Origin of the sequence: Altererythrobacter sp. Root672 (assembly GCF_001427865.1) — a bacterium.
In the GTDB taxonomy this organism is placed as follows: Bacteria; Pseudomonadota; Alphaproteobacteria; order Sphingomonadales; family Sphingomonadaceae; genus Croceibacterium_A.
On sequence record NZ_LMHH01000003.1, the window covers coordinates 407,967 to 424,207 of the forward strand.

Genomic DNA, 16,241 nt, shown 5'->3' on the forward strand with positions numbered 1-16,241 from the left:
GCGGCCTTATCAGGCACTGTCATCATATAGCCGAAAATTTCGCCCTTGTGAAAGTGCCCGAGCGGTTTTTTCGGTTTCGTCGGAATCTCCCTCCCGCGAGCGGCCGGGGACCAAACGGCCTTCACTCTGGCGCGTCGTAGACCGCACAAAGCTTGTTTCCGGCGGGATCGCGCAGATAGGCGACCGTGACTTCGCGACCCGTCGCCGGCGAGACCCGCTTGAGGGGCTGGCCTTCGCACTCGGTTCCGCCGTTGGTGAGACCAGCGCTGTGCCAGCCGAGGACGGCCGCTTCGGACGGTGCGGAGAACCCGATCGTGCCGCCATTGGCATGGGTTGCCGGTTGGCCATCGATTGGCCTGCCGACGATCAGCAGCGCCCCGTCGTGGCGATAGAGCAAGCGCCCTTTGGCGTCGGTCGTGGCTGCAGCGATGCCGAGCGGGGCGAACGTCGCGTCGTAGAACCGACGCGCGCCTTCGGGATCGTCGGTGCCGATGGCCAGGTGTCTGAACATGAAAGTCTCCCGATTGGGTATCCGCGAAAGTAGGCCCTTGACCGCGCCTACAATGGAGGCAGCAATCCCCTCCGTTCGTGGTGAGCTTGTCGAACCACGCCAGCGCTGCGCCAGCGTCCTTCGACAGGCTCAGGACGAACGGATCAGGGGTAAGAAGGACCCCAAACGGTGCTTAGTAAACCACCACGCTGCGGATGCTCTCGCCCGCATGCATCAGGTCGAAGCCCTTGTTGATCTCGTCCAGGGTCAGGACGTGGGTGATCATCGGGTCGATGGCGATCTTGCCGTCCATGTACCAGTCGACGATCTTGGGCACGTCGGTGCGGCCCTTGGCGCCGCCGAATGCGGTGCCACGCCAGTTGCGGCCGGTGACCAGCTGGAACGGGCGGGTGGCGATTTCCTTGCCCGCTTCGGCCACGCCGATGATGATCGAGGTGCCCCAGCCGCGGTGGCAGGCTTCGAGCGCGGTGCGCATGACTTCGGTGTTGCCGGTGCAGTCGAAGGTGTAGTCCGCGCCGCCGTCGGTCAGTTCGAGGATCTTGGCGATCGTCTCGTCGCGGCTCAGGCCCTTGGTGTTGAGGAAGTGGGTCATGCCGAACTGGCGGCCCCAGGCCTCGCGGTCAGGGTTGATGTCGACGCCGATGATCAGGTTCGCGCCGGCGAGCTTGGCACCCTGGATCACGTTGAGGCCGATGCCGCCGAGGCCGAACACGACCACGTTGTCGCCGACCTGGACCTTGGCGGTGTTGACCACGGCGCCAACGCCGGTGGTCACGCCGCAGCCGATGTAGCAACTGGTCTTGAACGGCGCGTCTTCGCGGATCTTGGCGACCGCAATCTCGGGCAGCACGGTAAAGTTCGAGAAGGTCGAGCAGCCCATGTAGTGGAAGATCGTCTGGCCCTTGTACGAGAACCGGCTGGTCCCGTCGGGCATCAGGCCCTTGCCCTGAGTGGCGCGGATCGCGGTGCAGAGGTTGGTCTTGCCGCTGAGGCACGACTTACACTTGCGGCATTCCGGCGTGTAGAGCGGGATCACGTGGTCGCCCGGTACGACGCTGGTCACGCCCGCGCCGACTTCGCGCACGATGCCGGCGCCTTCGTGGCCGAGCACGCTCGGGAACAGGCCTTCGGAATCGAGCCCGTCGAGGGTGTAGGCGTCAGTGTGGCAGATGCCGGTCGCCATGATCTCGACCAGGACTTCCCCGGCCTTGGGACCTTCGAGGTCGAGCTCGACGATCTCGAGCGGCTTCTTGGCTTCGAAGGCGACAGCGGCACGGGTCTTCATGGCAGGTCTCTCACTGGCTGGCGGGACGAACTTTCAGGCGCCCATGGCCCTTCTGTCCGTCTCGCGCCAGCCTGAATTTCAACCGCAGGTCAGGCGCTCAGCGCGCCGCCTCCGCGGTTGAAATCCCGAGATCCGCATCGGCATCGCGCATCGGCAGCAGCCACAGCAGGCCGGCGCCAATGATCGCACCGAGCGACATGATGATCGACACCGTCAGCAGCTGCTCATTGCCGAGCGCCGTAAACAGGAACCCGGCAATGATCGGCGAACCCGCCGCACCGGCCCGTCCAACGCCGAGCACGAAGCCCGTACCCGTGGCGCGAGCATAAGCCGGGAAGCCCCGAGCGAAGGCGGCGTAGTAACCAACGATCGCGGCATTGAGGAAGAACATCGTCAGGAACGCGGCAATCCGCCACCCCCATAACGTCCCGCTACCCATGCCGAATGCAGCGACCGCCACCGAACCGAGCACTGCCGCAACAATGGTCGGCCCCTTGATGTCCCACTTCTTGAGCGCGAACCCGAAGATCGCACCACCCACGGCGCCGCCGATGTTGGCGACGGTCAGGGTGCTCGCAGCCTCAGGCTGGGTGAACCCGGCGTCGTGCACGATCTGCACGGCGAACTTCAGGATGAAGTAGAAGGTCAGGGTGTGGAACATGTAGCCGAACGCCAGCAGCAGCGTGACCGGCCGCAGGCGCGGGTTGGACAGGATGTCGGTGACCTTGGGCTTGGCGGCCTGTTCCGGCACCGGCGGAAGCTCGGCGATTTCGGGCTGCTGGAGCGCGCGAAGAGACTTGTTGATCTTCTCCAGAGCGCCAGCCGGACGACGCGCGGCGTAGTAGGCCGGGGTTTCCGGAACCAGCAGCATGACCAGCGGAATCATCACCGCGGTGACGATGGCGCCGAACAGGAACACGGCGCGCCAGTCATAGTCGACCAGCAGCCAGCTCTGCGCCGCGAAGCCGCCGATCACACCACCCAACGGGTAGCCGATCACGTAGAGCGCCATGGCGAGGCTGCGGTTTTTCTTGTTCGAGGTCTCGGCCGTCACGGCGTTGGTCGCAGCGAGCATGCCGCCGATGCCAAGGCCGGTGATGAGCCGCCAGATGGTCAGCTCGGACACCCCGGTCGCCGCATGAGCCATGTACATGCCGATGGCCATGACCACGAGGCAGATCAGCATGGCCGGCTTACGGCCGATCTTGTCGGCCACACCGCCCAGGATCAGCGAACCGAAGCCCATGCCGACGAGTTCGGCCGACAGGACGATGCCCAGCTCAGAGCGCGGAATGCCCCATTCTTCGGAAATGCCAGGAGCCGCGAAGGCGCTGGAAAGCACGTCGAAACCGTCGAGCGCGTTCAGCAGGATCATAAGGACGATGACGACCCACTGACGAAAACTCATCGGGTTGTCGTCGATCACCTGGATGGGATTGGTTCCCCCAGCGACACCGGCCATTTTTTGTATTCCTCTCTCCCAAGAAGGGATCTCATTCGTGGATTCGCGTGAGCATTTCCACCAGTTTTTCGACTTCGGCGGCGGTGAAGCGCGCCTTGAGCCAGTTTTCGTGTTCGGCGATGCAGACTTTGGCCTCGTCCAGCGCGGCAAGTCCCGCCTGCGTCACGTGGAGGGCCTGCTTGCGTCCGTCGCTGTCCGAGCGTTCGCGCCGCATGAAATCGCGATCCTGCAGGCGGTTGACGATCGTCATCGTCGTCGCCCGGTCCATGCTCAGCTTCCGGCCCAGCTCGACCTGGGAAATGCCCGGCTCCTCAGCCGCCAACCACAGGGCAGAGACCTGTTTTTGCGTGAGATCGAGGTTGGCAAAGGTCTCGGTGAAGTGGCGGTAGACTGCGCCATGCGCGAGCCGGAGATGGAAGCCCACGACCCCATCGAGCCCCCCAAGGCCCCGGGATTTGACATCCATCAGTTTCAGCGTCGGCACCAGCCCCTAATCCTCACCCCATCCCTTGCCTAATCGTTAGTGGAGCATACAATCGTCCGCAACAAGGCGGCACGCCAAATGAGAGGATCCGATGGCGCATTTTCCCCAGACCCCGAGCTTCACCGGCTTCAACACCCCCAGCCGGATCGAAGCGGACATCAACGACCTTCAGCACGAAGGGACGATTCCGCCAGAGCTCGATGGCGCGTTCTATCGCGTGCAGCCCGATCCGCAGTTCCCCCCGCGCCTGGGCGATGACATCTCGTTCAACGGCGACGGGATGATCACCCGCTTCCATTTCCACGACGGCCAGTGCGACTTCCGCCAGCGCTGGGCTCAGACCGACAAGTGGAAGCTGGAGAACGAGGCCGGCAAGGCCCTGTTCGGCGCCTATCGCAATCCGCTGACCGACGATGAGAGCGTGAAGGGTCAATATCGCTCCACCGCCAACACCAACGCCTGGATCTATGCTGGCAAGCTGTGGGCGATGAAGGAGGATTCTCCCGCGCTGCTGATGGACCCGGCGACGATGGAGACCATCGGGTTCGAGAAGTTCGGCGGAAAGATGACGGGGGAGACCTTCACCTCGCACCCGAAGATCGATCCGAAGACCGGCAACATGATCGCCATCGGCTATGCCGCCTCGGGCCTGTGCACCGATGACGTGACTTACTACGAAGTGAATCCCGAGGGTGAACTGGTCCGCGAGAAGTGGTTCAAGGTTCCCTACTACTGCATGATGCACGACTTCGGGATCACCGAGGATTACCTGATCCTCCATATCGTGCCCTCGATCGGTTCGTGGGAGCGGCTGGAAAAGGGCCTGCCGCACTTCGGCTTCGACACCACGCTGCCGGTCTATCTGGGCGTGATCCCGCGGCGTGATGACCTCAAGCAGGAAGACATCCGCTGGTTCAAGCGCGACAACTGCTTCGCCAGCCACGTGCTCAACGCCTGGCAGGAAGGGACCAAAGTCCACTTCCTCACCTGCGAAGCGAAGAACAACATGTTCCCGTTCTTCCCCGACGTCCACGGCGCCCCGTTCAATGGCATGGAGGCGATGAGCTTCCTCAGCGATTGGACCGTCGACCTGGCCAGCAACGGCGAGGACTTCGAGGCGGTAACCAAGCTGACCGACACGGCGGCCGAGTTCCCGCGCATCGACGACCGCTTCGCCGGTAAGAAGAACCGCTACGGCTGGTTCCTCGAAATGGACATGCGCCGTCCGGTCGAGCTCAAGGGCGGCAGCGCCGGTGGGTTGCTGATGAACTGCCTGTTCCTCAAGGACCTCGAAACCGGGGCCGAGCAGCATTGGTGGTGCGGGCCGGTCTCGAGCCTGCAGGAGCCGTGCTTCATCCCGCGCAGCAAGGATGCGCCCGAAGGCGATGGCTGGATCGTGCAGGTCTGCAATCGCCTGGAAGAGCATCGCAGCGACCTGTTGCTGTTCGACGCGCTCGACATCGAGAAGGGCCCAATCGCCACGATCAAGGTGCCGATCCAGCTGCGCTTCGGCCTGCACGGCAACTTCGCCCCGAGCGAGGAAATCGGGCTCGCCGCCTGACGTAACGCGTCCACCCATCCCGATACCAACCCGTCTGATCGGAAGGCAGTTTTTCCTGTCCGGTCGGCGGGTTAGGGCCGTCTCGCACAGGGGACGACGGGAGATGACAAGTGGTCGCACACTCCGCCGCCGTCGCTGACGGTATTGGACTATTTCATTTGGACAGGCGCGGGATCTTCCGACCTGAACTCAACCTCATGCGCGTCAGCGGGCTCGCCCAGGCGCGGCTGCAGTTGGCGGTGCTTTCGGGCAATCGCCGGCGGGCGCTGGAGCAGGTCGACCGGCTGGTCGGCATCGACCGGCAGCTCGAAGGCTTGGCGAAGGGCGAGGGTGGGCCCGATGCCGGCGAGCTGGAGGCCGAGCTGGCCGACCAGCGGTTGGCCATTGCCAGCGAGAAGTTGGCGCTGACCTCGGCGGTCAATCTGCCACGGTTGGAGCCGGCGTTCGGGGCAGGCATGGGTGCAGCGCTCGCGCGCGAGGAGCCGGTCGAGATCGTCGAGGACGAGACGCTGAAGGGCCACTTCGTCCGCGTTGGCCTGTGGGCCGGGAGCTTTGCAGTGCTTTGCGCTGGGGCCGCGGTCGCGGCGCTGACGTTGATCTAAGCCCTCTCTTTTTGGGAGAGGGTTGGGTGAGGGTGCGTCGCTATCGACAACACCCTCACCCTCCGCGCCTTGCGGCGCTGCTCCCTCTCCCAAGGGGAGAGGGGTTTCGGCTTAAGCCTCCACCGCCTGCTTGGCGTCGGCGAGCACCATCTCGGCGCCCTTTTCGGCGATCATGATGGTCGGCGCGTTGGTGTTGCCAGAGCTGATCTTCGGCATCACCGAAGCGTCGATCACGCGCAGGCCCTCGACCCCGCGTACCCGCAACTGCGGGTCGAGCGGATAGCGCTCGTCGCCCATCGCGACCGTGCCGACCGCGTGATAGAGTGTGCCGCCTGCCAGTTTGGCATAGGCGAGCATTTCCTCGTCGGTGTTGCCGAACGGATCGCCCTTCGACTTGAGGTAGGGCTCAAGCGCCGGCTGCTGCCAGATCTTGCGGATCAGCTTGAGCTGGTCGACCACGCTCTGCTTGTCGATCGGGTCCGACAGATAGTTCGGCACGATCTTCGGCCACACCGTACCGTCGGGCGACTTGGCGTGGATCGAACCGCGCGATTCCGGGCGGACCTGGCACGGGTTGGACGCCATGCCCGGCTCCTTGTCGAGCCGCAGACCCTGGTACTGGTTGAGGTATTCGAGGTCCATCGACGCGGCCATCACGTGGATTTGCACGTCGGGGAACTGCAGTTCCGGCCGCGTCTTCACGAAAGCGCAGCCATGCGCCACGGCGTAGCTCAGCAGGCCCTTGCGGGTGAGGCCGTACTTGGCGATCTCGCCCAGCAGCTTCACGCCGCGGCTCAGCTGGTTGATCGAATGATGCGGCTCCTTGAGCGCCGCCTGGCAGCCGATCATGTAGTGGTCCTGCATGTTCTCGCCGATCATCGGCGACTCATGCACGACCTTCACGCCGAGCTCCTGTAGCAGCGCGCCCTGGCCGACACCGCTGATCTCGAGAAGCTTGGGGCTTTCGACGGCGCCGGCTGCGAGGATCACCTCGCGCCCGACCATGACCTTGCGGGTCTCCCCGTTCTGCTTGAACTCGACGCCGACCGCCTTCTTGCCGTCGAAGATGATCCGCGTGGTCATCGCGCGGGTTTCGACGGTCAGGTTCGGGCGCTTCATCGCCGGGTGGAGGTAGGCGACAGCGGCCGAGTGGCGTCGGCCGTTCTTGGCGGTCATCTGGAAGAAGCTGCAGCCTTCCTGGTTCCCGTCGTTGAGGTCCTTCTTGTAAGGGATGCCGGCCTGCTGGCAGGCCTCGACCAGCGCAGCAGAGACGGGATGCTCATCCGGGAAGTCGGACACGTTGAGTGGCCCGTCGGAACCGTGGAACTCGTCCTCGCCACGCTCCTGGTGCTCGCTCTTGCGGAAGTAGGGCAGGACATCGTCCCAGCTCCACCCGCGCGCGCCCATCTGGGCCCAGCCGTCATAGTCGGCCGACTGGCCGCGCACGTAGAGCATGCCGTTGATCGAACTCGACCCGCCGAGCACTTTGCCCTTCGGCCACTTGTGCGAGCGGCCACCCGACCCCTCGTCGACTTCGGTCTCGTAGAGCCAGTTGACCTTGGGATCGTTGAGCGTCTTGCCGAAGCCAATCGGCGTGTGGATCATGATGTTGGAGATGAACTGGCTCGGTTCCTTGAGCGGGCGATCATCGCCGCCCGCTTCGAGCAGCACGACCTTGTGCTCCCCGCTTTCCGTCAGGCGTGCTGCCAACACGCAACCCGCGCTGCCCGCACCGACGATGACATAGTCTGCGTAAAGATCCGCAGCCATTCCAGCTCTCCTCTCAAACCCAATTTGCGCAGTAACCGCGCGATTCGCTTGTGCGGCACGCTAGGGACCGTAATCTTGAGCCGCAATGCAGGAGAGGCGCATGATCAAGCCCGAGCTTGAGTATGTCTATGAAGCGAGCGGCGAACTGGAAGCCCCGCGAGAGATCGGCAAAGTGGTCGACGGGACACGGCGGATCATCCCGATCGTGGCCGGCGGCTATGTGAAGGGTCCGAAGATCAGCGGTAAGCTGATGGGCAATTCGGCAGACTGGCAGCTTACCCGACCCGACGGCGTAACCGTGGCCGATGCCATCTATGCCCTGGAAACCGATGACGGCGTGCTGATCCAGATCCGCAACAAGGGCCTGCGCCATGGCCCGGCCGAAGTGATGGATCGCTTGCGTCGGGGCGAAGATGTGGACCCGGCCGAATATTACTTCCGCACAGTGCCGGAATTCATCGCCCCCGAAGGGCCCTACGACTGGATGAACAAGTCGATCTTCATCTGCTCGGGCGCGCGTTACGCCAGCAGCATCAAGCTGTGGGTCTGGCGCGTGCTTTAAAGGCTAGCGCCCCGCTGCCGCGGCAGCGGGGCGCTGGACTAAGCAGGATCTAAATCAAGGGCTGACGGGATCACCGCTGTCGTTCACGGCGACGGCGATGAGGACGATCGCGACGATCGCGAGCAGAGGGAGGAGAATGCCAACGCCGGTCAACTCGTCGGAATCTTCCAACGTCGTTGCTGCGCGAGGAGCCGGTCCAGTGGCGGCCTGCGCCAGGACCGGCGAGCTGGCCAATGAGATCGCTGAAAGTGCTAGTAACGCACTTCTACCAAGAGACATATCCACCTCCTCTTATTGTTGAGTTTCATTCCCTTACGCTAACAAGCGTTTGACGAGCAATACTTCTGTACGATTTTGTTGAGGGCAGCAAGTGGTCTGATCCTGCGCTAGTGCTTGGCGATGCGATGGTGGTCTCCGCCGCGTTGGGATCGAGTCAAAACTACGGGGCTTTGCTTAGTTAGGTCTTCCGGGGATGGTGAGGTTAATGCGCGATTCAGAGGTATGGCCAGCACTGCCCTTGGATTGGACTTCCTCCCGCGTCGGGCGCACGCGCGCCTGCGCTTGGGAATTCCGGCCCAGCTCATGACGGTCAATGGCCCCAGAGCGATTACCTTGCTGGACCTGTCGCAAAGCGGTGCGCGCCTCCAGCTTTCCGGGCCGGAACGGGTCAACGGCGGAGTCCTGAGGTGGATGGGCTTCGAGGTCTTCGGGGTTCGGGTCTGGCAGAGTGGGAACACGATTGGCCTGCAATTCGACAATCCGATCAGTTCCAACTGGGTCCTGGCGACGCGAAACTGGCGGCCGTCGGACCGAGAGTCCAAGATTGAATCGAGGAGTTTTGCCCGGGATTGGGCGAAGGGGGCCGGGGACAAGTCGGCCGATCCCTTGCTGAACAAGGTGAGGGGACGCGCGCCTCAGGCCGGTCCTTCGCTCGATATGCAGCAGCTACGCCAGTCCAATAAAGGCCGATGGAGCCAGTCCGGCATGGCGTTCATCCTCGGCAGCAGCGTGATCGGGATCGTGGTCGGAATCTGCAGCTGCTATTTCTAGGCTTTAGTGGCTGTGGATCGCGTATTCGATCCGCACGTCGAGCAGCGTCGGCGCGTTCTGCGCGAAACTCCAGCTCAGGGCTTCGTCCAGCGCCTCCACGCTGTCGACCAGTCGTGCCGGCAGGCCTTGCGCTTCGGCGAGCTTGACGAAGTCGATGCCAGTGAGGTCGCATCCGGGCACATGGTTCATGCCGAACTCGGCCGAGAAGCCGGTCAACGCTGCATAGGCGCCGTTGTTGAGGATCACGAAGCTGACGTTGGCCTGCTCCTCCCGCGCCGAGAACAGGCCCTGGATTGTGTACATTGCGGAGCCATCGCCGAGGATGGCGATGACCTTGTCGGGTTGGCCTTGGGCCACGCCGATCGAAGCCGGTAGCGAGTAGCCCAGACCCCCGCTGGCACAGGTGTAGAACCCGCCCTGACGAGTGATCGGCAGCGTGTCGTGCTCGGGTCCCCGCGCGGTGGGGGCTTCCTCCACGATCACCGCTTCCGCCGGACGCAGCGCCGCGATGCGCTTGAGCACATAGGCCGCGGTCATGGCCGGCTCCGGATCCTTGAGCTGGTGCGACCTACCGGTGAAGGCGCGCGCATTCACTCGCTCGCACAGCTGGGCGAGCCCGTCGGCCACGTCACCCAGGACGCCGCCGCCACCCGGAAGCGCGGCGAGGTGCTGCGGATCGTCGCTCAGGGCCATGAGCGTGGCGTTATCGGGCCAATGCGGGCCACTGCCTTCGACGTGATAGGTGAACACCGGTGCCCCGGCGACGAGGATCGCATCGTGGGGCGCCAGGAGATCACGCAGCTTGTCGCGCCAGGCGGGGAGGAAGCCGGCAAACTGCGGATGGTTTTCCGGGAAGGTTTCGCGCGCGGCATAGGGCGCCGCCCAGACGGCGAAGCCGGCCTTCTCGGCCAGCTTGATGGCGGCTTCCCAGCCGCCCGCGTTGGCGACGCCGGTGCCGATCACCAGCGCAGGGCGCTTGCTCTGGTCGATCATCGCGGCGAGCCGTTCGATGCCGGTTGCCGAGGGGACTGCACGCAAGGTCAGGTCGGGCAAGGGCGCCCAGTCGCATTCGCGCTCCCAGTCGTCGACCGGGATCGACACGAAGCACGGCCCCATCGGCGGAGTCATCGCGGTGACGAAAGCGCGCACCAAGGCCAGCGGCACGTCTTCAGCACGGGCCGGCTCGATGGCGTACTTGACGTAAGGTCGCGGGAATTCGGTCGGCCGTTCGGCGTAGAGGAACGGATCGTACGGCAGGATGCTGCGGGCCTGCTGCCCGGCCGTGACCACGATCGGCGTGTTGTTCTTCCACGCGGTGAACAAGTTGCCGAGCGAATGGCCGGTGCCGGCCGCGCTATGCAGGTTGACCAGCGCCGGCTTGCCCGATGAGCGGGCAAAGCCGTCCGCCATGCCGACTACGACCGCCTCGTTCAGGCCGAGGACGTAGCGGAAGCCTTCGGGCATGGCCTTGAGCATCGGCAGCTCGGTGCTGCCGGGGTTTCCGAACAGGCGGTCGACACCGAAGTGTTCGAATACGCGGAAGGCGGCTTCTCTGACTGTAGGCATGTTCAGGCCCTTACGCGCTGAGCAAAGCGGGCTTCAAGCCCTGCACGAGGGGACTGTCTGCGAAGCTGGGTGATTGGCATGGGTCGTAATGGCTTAAGTCACTGGTTGTAGGAAAGTTTTTTCTGACTTTGGAGTAACGGAGCTGGATCCTCCCCGAGCGAGCTCGAGGAGGATCTAGACAAATCGTCAGACAGCCTCGCCGCCGGCGCGTGCCCGTTCAAGCATCGTCGCCTCATCCCGGTTCACCCGGAACAGGATCACAAACAGGCAGACCAGGATCGCCGGGACCACCACGTTGATCGACATGATCGCTTGCCCCAGGTCGCCGCCGTTCCTGTCGCTGACGATGCCGACGAAATACGGACCCATGCCCAGGCCCAGCAGCGTGGTGATGATGATGAACAGCGACGAGGTGATCCCGCGCATGCGCGGCAGCACCAGGTCATAGAGCAGCGAATAGAGCGGCGGCAGCCACAGCGTCAGGATCAAGCTGTAGCCGACGAAGCGCAGGTAGAACTCGGTCGGGTTGGTGGCGCTGAAGGTCCAGATGCCGAAGAAAGGCGAGATGCCGAGCGAGAAGATCGTCAGCCAAACCCGGCCCTTGCCGCCCATGCGCGCGGTCAGCCAGTCGCTGAGCGGTCCGGCGACGATTGGTCCGATCATCCCCAGCACCGCGGCGAGCAGGCCGAACTGCACGCCGGTCTGGGCGGGCGAGAGGCCGAAGGCGCGGTTGAGGAACGACGGGGTGAAGCCCATCACGCCGTAGTTGATCGAGGTCTGGAAGCCCGCGACCACGATCAACAGGATAACCGAAGGCGAACTGACGACGTTGTAGGTCGCGCGGTCGGTCAGCTTGAACGACTGGAACAGGTTGAGGATCACGAACGCGCCGATGGCGACGACTGACCACTGCAGCACGTGCGGGTCGATGGAGAGGCCGAGCGCTTCGATCGGCGGGCGCGGAGAGAAAGCCTGGGTGATGCGCGTCATGGCGACGCAGAACACCAGGATCACGGCGAGCGAGACCAAGTTCACGGTCCACTGCTTTGCCCCGGCCTTGTGGTTCCACAGATAGAACCAGTTCGCGCCCGGAGTGACCGCGCCGAGTACCTTGGCGCTGGCCGTGAACGGGGCCGGGTCGGGCGGCGAGACGATGCCGTCCATGGCACCGCGGGTCGGCTCCTTCATGCGGTAAATGAGCACGGACAACAGCAGCCCGGGCAGAGCCGCGACCAGGAAGGCGAACTGCCAGCCGGAAAAGCCGCCCGGCGCTTCGACCCCAGCGTAGCGCACGTCCCACCAGTGGGCGACCACGCCGCCAAGCGTCATCGACAGGCCGAGACCGAGCGCGGTGGCGATGCCGAGCGCGGCCATCGCCGTGCCGCGCCGCTCGCGCGGGAAGACGTCGAAGATGATCGAGTTGGCGGCAGGCTGTGTCGCCCCTTCACCGACGCCGACACCGAGCCTCGACAGGGCCAGCATCCCGAACCCGTTGGCGAACGCCGCGAGGCCGGCCGCCAGCGACCAGCCGAAGATGCAGATACCGAGCAGACGGGTACGGATCCAGCCGTCGACCAGTCGGCCGAGCGGGAGCGAGAACAGCGCGTAGAACAGCGAGAACACGGTGCCGTAGAGCAGGCCCAGTTCGGCGTCGCCGATGCCCAGGTCCTCACGGATCGCGGGGGCCAGGATCGAGAGGATCTGGCGGTCGAGCAGGCTGATCGCCTGGGCCGCCGAAACCAGCGTCAGGGCATACCACCCCGCGCGCGTGACTTTTGCAGCAGGTTTCAGCGCTTCGTGAGCGACCGTCGTAGCCATGGTCTTTCCTCTCCCCAACTTCCCAAATCCTCCCCGAGCAAGCTCGGGGAGGATCTATTCTCAGCCCTTCAATGCCGCCGCGATCGTTTCGCTGATCGGCGTGGTCGGGCGGCCTGACAGCTCGCTCAGGTCCTTGCTCTCGCTGTAGAGTTCACCGAACCCTGAGAGGTAGCTGGTGCTCGCCAGCATGGTGGCAACCGGCGGCGGCAGGCCAACGCTTTCCAGCGTCTTGGCATAATCGCTTTCGGACTGGTTGACGTACTTGACCGGCTTGCCCGCCTGGCGGCCGACTTCGGCAGCGAACTCGTCCATCGTCCAGCTCGTGTCACCGGCCAGTTCGTAAACCTTGCCGCCGGGGCTCTTGAGCAGCGCGCCAACCGCGCCGCCGGCGAGGTCCGCGCGGGTCGCGGTGGACAGGCGGCCTTCGCCCGTTGCGCCGTAGATCGCGCCATGCTCGATGGAGGGGGCGAGGGCGCCGGTGTAGTTCTCCGAATACCACGGCATGCGCAGCACGTCGTAGTTGAGGCCGCTCTTCTCAAGCAGCTTCTCGGTCAGCACATGCTCGGTGGCGAGTGCCAGCTTCGAGCCCTGCGCGTTGAGCACCGAAGTGTAGGCGAGGTAGGATACACCCGCCTTCTTCGCCGCCTCGATCACCGCACCGTGCTGGCGTTCGCGCTGGCCAACGGCGTTACCGCTGATGAGCAGCACCCGGTCGACACCCGCGAACGCGGCGTCGAGGCTGGCCGGATCGTCATAATCCGCCGCCCGCACTTGCACGCCCTTGGCGGCATAGTCAGCCAGCGCCGCAGGATCGCGGGCGAGGGCGACCACGTTCGCGGCATCGGTCTTCTGCAACAGTTCGTCGAGAACCAGGCGGCCGAGCTTCCCGGTGGCCCCTGTCACGGCATAAGTCGTCATCGGCAATCCTCTCAATTCTCGATTCAGAGCTTGAACCAGCGTTCGGCGTTGCGCTGGAAAAACTTCTTCTTCTGGGCGGCGCTGATCTCGAGATCGTCCATCCAGCGTACTTCGTCCGGTACGTATTGATAGGGGTAATCCATCGCGTACATCACGCGGTCTTCGCCCATGACCTCGATCATCAGCTTGATCGAGGGGCCGAACGGCAAGCCGCTGTTCGTCGCCAGGACGTTGTTGCGCATGTAGTGGAACAGGTCGTGCTGCAGCGGCTTCAAGCGGTCGTAGCGCTGGCTGCGGATGCCGGCCTTGTGCATGTAGTCCAGGCGATAGAGCCAGAACGGCAGCCCCTCGCAGCCATGGCCGAGCATCAGCTGCAGGTTGGGATAGCGGTCGAACACGCCGGTCGTGAGCAGGCGCATCGCATGGTAGCTGGTCTCGACCCCGAAGCCGTAAACAGCGCCATCGAGCCCGGCTTCGACCATGCCGCCGATCATGCCGTCAGGCGGGCCTTGCGGGTGGATGTAGAGCGGCAGGTCGAGATCGGCGCAGGCGCGCAGGATCGGGTCGAACTGCTCCTCGTCGAGATAGTGGCCATGGGTGTGGCTGTTGATCTGCACGCCGTGGAAGCCGAGCTCTTCCTTGCCGCGGCGCAGTTCCTCGGCCGACCACTCAGGGTCGAGCGGGGCGACGGCGATCATGCCGTGGAAGCGGTCGGGGTAAGTCTCGCAGGCGGTCTTGAGCTGGTCGTTGGCGTTGCGGGCGATGCGCTTGGCTTCTTCGGCGTCGTGCATCGACTGGGTGCCGGGGCTGGTCAGCGCCAGCACCGCCTTGTCGATCCCGGCCTCGTCCATCGCCTGGATGCGTAGCGGCCCGAGGTCGAGCAGGCGCTCGCGAATGAAGGTGGTGCGCTCGCTCGGGCTGGTGCCGTAGAAGCCCCACAGGCTCTTGGTGCCCTTGTCGGCGCGGCCTTCCTTGACCAGGCGCATGATCGCGTCGAGCTGTTCCTGGGTGGCGAACGCTTCTTCGGTGGCAATGCGCAAGTAACCGCGGTCACCGCCGGTCTTCAATTCGTGAGTCAATTCATCTTCCTGTTCGATAGGCGGCGGGCCAGATGCCCTGCTTGCCGGGGGAGAGGATGCCGTTCGGATCGAGGGCGTCCTTGATGGTCTCGGCGAAGCGCCGCTGGACGTTGTTGTTGAAGTCGTACTGGTCGGCGACCAGGTCCATGAAATCGACATGGCTGCGGTATTCGCCGTAGCCGAGCTTGGCCGCCGGGCCGACCAGCGCCTTGCACGCGGCATAGGCGGCGCGGGCCTGGGGTTCGTCCTCGGTGTCGAACACTACCAGGCCGACGTGGATCATGTGGCGCTTGCTGACGATGAACACGCCCGAATAGTCGAGGCCGTCGGCGTTGAGTTGCTGGCGAACCATGTCGCGGATGGTGGTGCCGTCTTTCCCGGTGATCGGCATGGCGCAGGAGAAGCCGATGTGGCCGCCCTGTTCGCCGCCGTACCAGCGGGTCATGCGGTCGAGCGCCATACTCGGGATGCCGGCCTGGACGCGTTCGTGCGGGTTCTCGAAACCGGGCAGGGCGCTGCCGTCGTACTTGGAATAAGTGATGTTGCAGCCGGGAATGGAACCGAGCGCGGCGTCGACCTTGGCGCGGTTGTGTTCGACCACCGGCTCGTCGCCGTAGAGGGCAAAGCGCATGACCCAGCGACCGAAGCCGGGGGTCTGGGCGATCTTGTCGATCACCTCTTCGGGGATCGGGTCGCTGCCGGTGTACCAATCCTCGCGCCCCCAGAAGGCGCTGGCGGCGCAGACGGCGTTGATGATCATCGGCTGGTTGGGGATTGTCCCGTCGATCATCAGCGGGCGCAGAGCCTCGAGGAACGGGCCGAACTGCTCCTCGCTGTCGAGGGTAAGCCAGCCGGGCATGTAGACTTGCGGCGGCGGCATCAGCCACACGCCCATCTTGGTGACCACGCCATAGTTCGACTGGGTGAACAGCCCGTCGGGCGTCGGCCCGCAGCCGTGCGGGAAGACCTGCCAGGCATGCGGATTGCTCATCCCGCCCATGCCGGTGCGCAGCACCTCGCCGTCGGGGAGCACGACTTCCATCCCGCAATGATTGCCAAAGTGATCGCCGAGCGGGGTGTAGCCGACCCCGTGGTCGAGCGCGTTGCCGATCACGCTGCCGGCGCCCAGGTCGGGCACCGACATCCACAGCTTCGAGCCGATGGCGCGCAAGTGGTCGTAGAGGTCGAAGAAGCGCACGCCGGGCTCGATCAGAGCCCAGCAATTGTCCTCGTCGACTTCGAGCACTCGGTTCATGCGCCGCAGCGAGAGGGCGAAGCTACCTGACACGCGCGGAGCCCCGCCGCCGTAGCCCTTGTTGCGGCCCTGGCTGCTGGTCCAGACCGGCGTGCCACGCTCGTTGGCGACGCGCAGCACCGCCTGCACCTCCTCCACGCTGCCCGGCAGCAGCACCGCGCCGGGGCGGTACCACTCACCGGGAGGCGCGAAGGGATCGCCGTGATCGGCCATGGAAGCCGGATCGGTCAGGACGTTGTCGGCCCCGATCGCCTCGCGCATGGCACTGATCGCGCCTGCGAGACTGCCGGGGGGCAGGGTCCGTTCGTCCATCGCTTC

15 protein-coding genes are annotated in these 16,241 nt (G+C 64.6%); 4 read left to right on the forward strand and 11 right to left on the reverse strand.

Features of this window, described 5'->3' with window-relative positions:
- Positions 1–121 precede the first annotated feature (121 nt).
- From ASD76_RS15925 to ASD76_RS15940, 4 genes are all read right to left on the reverse strand, one after another.
- Positions 122–511: a VOC family protein gene (locus ASD76_RS15925; RefSeq protein ID WP_055925348.1), complete on the reverse strand. Its 390-nt coding sequence runs from the start codon at positions 509–511 to the stop codon at positions 122–124.
- Positions 512–683: 172 nt separating this feature from the next.
- Positions 684–1,796: an S-(hydroxymethyl)glutathione dehydrogenase/class III alcohol dehydrogenase gene (locus ASD76_RS15930; RefSeq protein WP_055925351.1), complete on the reverse strand. Its 1,113-nt coding sequence runs from the start codon at positions 1,794–1,796 to the stop codon at positions 684–686.
- Positions 1,797–1,893: 97 nt separating this feature from the next.
- A complete protein-coding gene (locus tag ASD76_RS15935) occupies positions 1,894–3,258 on the reverse strand; it encodes an MFS transporter (protein ID WP_200943122.1) in 1,365 nt (454 codons plus the stop codon).
- Positions 3,259–3,289: 31 nt separating this feature from the next.
- Positions 3,290–3,742, reverse strand: a complete 453-nt coding sequence (locus tag ASD76_RS15940) for a MarR family winged helix-turn-helix transcriptional regulator (RefSeq protein WP_235506808.1) — start codon at positions 3,740–3,742, stop codon at positions 3,290–3,292.
- Positions 3,743–3,833: 91 nt separating this feature from the next.
- On the opposite strand from ASD76_RS15940, the gene ASD76_RS15945 reads away from it, so the two are divergent.
- On the forward strand, positions 3,834–5,303 hold the full coding sequence (locus tag ASD76_RS15945) for a carotenoid oxygenase family protein (protein WP_055925353.1): 1,470 nt from the start codon (positions 3,834–3,836) through the stop codon (positions 5,301–5,303).
- Positions 5,304–5,500: 197 nt separating this feature from the next.
- On the forward strand, positions 5,501–5,905 hold the full coding sequence (locus ASD76_RS15950) for a hypothetical protein (RefSeq protein ID WP_156457765.1): 405 nt from the start codon (positions 5,501–5,503) through the stop codon (positions 5,903–5,905).
- Positions 5,906–6,016: 111 nt separating this feature from the next.
- Here the strand turns inward: ASD76_RS15950 and ASD76_RS15955 are convergent, their stop codons facing one another.
- Positions 6,017–7,675, reverse strand: coding sequence for a GMC family oxidoreductase (locus ASD76_RS15955; protein ID WP_055925360.1), 1,659 nt, complete (start codon positions 7,673–7,675; stop codon positions 6,017–6,019).
- Positions 7,676–7,775: 100 nt separating this feature from the next.
- On the opposite strand from ASD76_RS15955, the gene ASD76_RS15960 reads away from it, so the two are divergent.
- The gene (locus tag ASD76_RS15960; RefSeq protein WP_235506811.1) at positions 7,776–8,237 is read left to right on the forward strand and encodes a DUF3237 domain-containing protein; all 462 of its coding nucleotides are present in this window, start codon (positions 7,776–7,778) and stop codon (positions 8,235–8,237) included.
- 54 nt (positions 8,238–8,291) lie between these two features.
- On the opposite strand, the gene ASD76_RS15965 is transcribed toward ASD76_RS15960, so the two are convergent.
- Positions 8,292–8,516 (reverse strand): hypothetical protein, encoded by a 225-nt coding sequence (locus ASD76_RS15965; RefSeq protein WP_156457766.1) that lies wholly within the window; start codon positions 8,514–8,516, stop codon positions 8,292–8,294.
- A gap of 222 nt (positions 8,517–8,738) precedes the next feature.
- Here ASD76_RS15965 and ASD76_RS15970 point away from each other — a divergent pair, with 222 nt between their 5' ends.
- Positions 8,739–9,287: a PilZ domain-containing protein gene (locus tag ASD76_RS15970; RefSeq protein ID WP_055925369.1), complete on the forward strand. Its 549-nt coding sequence runs from the start codon at positions 8,739–8,741 to the stop codon at positions 9,285–9,287.
- Positions 9,288–9,290: 3 nt separating this feature from the next.
- Here ASD76_RS15970 and mdlC read toward each other — a convergent pair whose 3' ends face one another.
- The 5 genes from mdlC to ASD76_RS15995 form a co-directional block, all read right to left on the reverse strand.
- On the reverse strand, positions 9,291–10,853 hold the full coding sequence (mdlC, locus tag ASD76_RS15975; protein WP_055925372.1) for a benzoylformate decarboxylase: 1,563 nt from the start codon (positions 10,851–10,853) through the stop codon (positions 9,291–9,293).
- A 186-nt stretch (positions 10,854–11,039) separates the two neighbouring features.
- Positions 11,040–12,671 carry an MFS transporter gene (locus ASD76_RS15980; RefSeq protein WP_055925375.1) on the reverse strand — a complete coding sequence of 544 codons (1,632 nt, stop codon included), beginning with the start codon at positions 12,669–12,671 and terminating at the stop codon, positions 11,040–11,042.
- A gap of 60 nt (positions 12,672–12,731) precedes the next feature.
- Entirely contained in the window at positions 12,732–13,589 is an 858-nt protein-coding gene (locus ASD76_RS15985) for an SDR family oxidoreductase (RefSeq protein ID WP_055925378.1), read from the reverse strand.
- 23 nt (positions 13,590–13,612) lie between these two features.
- Positions 13,613–14,668 (reverse strand): amidohydrolase family protein, encoded by a 1,056-nt coding sequence (locus ASD76_RS15990; RefSeq protein ID WP_055925381.1) that lies wholly within the window; start codon positions 14,666–14,668, stop codon positions 13,613–13,615.
- Between the two features lies 1 nt (position 14,669).
- The gene (locus ASD76_RS15995; protein WP_055925384.1) at positions 14,670–16,235 is read right to left on the reverse strand and encodes an FAD-binding oxidoreductase; all 1,566 of its coding nucleotides are present in this window, start codon (positions 16,233–16,235) and stop codon (positions 14,670–14,672) included.
- Positions 16,236–16,241: the final 6 nt, after the last annotated feature.

What these genes read in the sequence shown, in the direction of transcription:
- ASD76_RS15935 (WP_200943122.1), bottom strand. Translation starts at nt 3,258, where the DNA reads ATGGCCGGTGTCGCTGGGGGAACCAATCCCATCCAGGTGATCGACGAC.
- ASD76_RS15960 (WP_235506811.1), top strand. Translation starts at nt 7,776, where the DNA reads ATGATCAAGCCCGAGCTTGAGTATGTCTATGAAGCGAGCGGCGAACTG.
- ASD76_RS15925 (WP_055925348.1), bottom strand. Translation starts at nt 511, where the DNA reads ATGTTCAGACACCTGGCCATCGGCACCGACGATCCCGAAGGCGCGCGT.
- ASD76_RS15945 (WP_055925353.1), top strand. Translation starts at nt 3,834, where the DNA reads ATGGCGCATTTTCCCCAGACCCCGAGCTTCACCGGCTTCAACACCCCC.
- mdlC (WP_055925372.1), bottom strand. Translation starts at nt 10,853, where the DNA reads ATGCCTACAGTCAGAGAAGCCGCCTTCCGCGTATTCGAACACTTCGGT.
- ASD76_RS15950 (WP_156457765.1), top strand. Translation starts at nt 5,501, where the DNA reads ATGCGCGTCAGCGGGCTCGCCCAGGCGCGGCTGCAGTTGGCGGTGCTT.
- ASD76_RS15995 (WP_055925384.1), bottom strand. Translation starts at nt 16,235, where the DNA reads ATGGACGAACGGACCCTGCCCCCCGGCAGTCTCGCAGGCGCGATCAGT.
- ASD76_RS15980 (WP_055925375.1), bottom strand. Translation starts at nt 12,671, where the DNA reads ATGGCTACGACGGTCGCTCACGAAGCGCTGAAACCTGCTGCAAAAGTC.
- ASD76_RS15955 (WP_055925360.1), bottom strand. Translation starts at nt 7,675, where the DNA reads ATGGCTGCGGATCTTTACGCAGACTATGTCATCGTCGGTGCGGGCAGC.
- ASD76_RS15985 (WP_055925378.1), bottom strand. Translation starts at nt 13,589, where the DNA reads ATGACGACTTATGCCGTGACAGGGGCCACCGGGAAGCTCGGCCGCCTG.
- ASD76_RS15970 (WP_055925369.1), top strand. Translation starts at nt 8,739, where the DNA reads ATGGCCAGCACTGCCCTTGGATTGGACTTCCTCCCGCGTCGGGCGCAC.
- ASD76_RS15965 (WP_156457766.1), bottom strand. Translation starts at nt 8,516, where the DNA reads ATGTCTCTTGGTAGAAGTGCGTTACTAGCACTTTCAGCGATCTCATTG.
- ASD76_RS15930 (WP_055925351.1), bottom strand. Translation starts at nt 1,796, where the DNA reads ATGAAGACCCGTGCCGCTGTCGCCTTCGAAGCCAAGAAGCCGCTCGAG.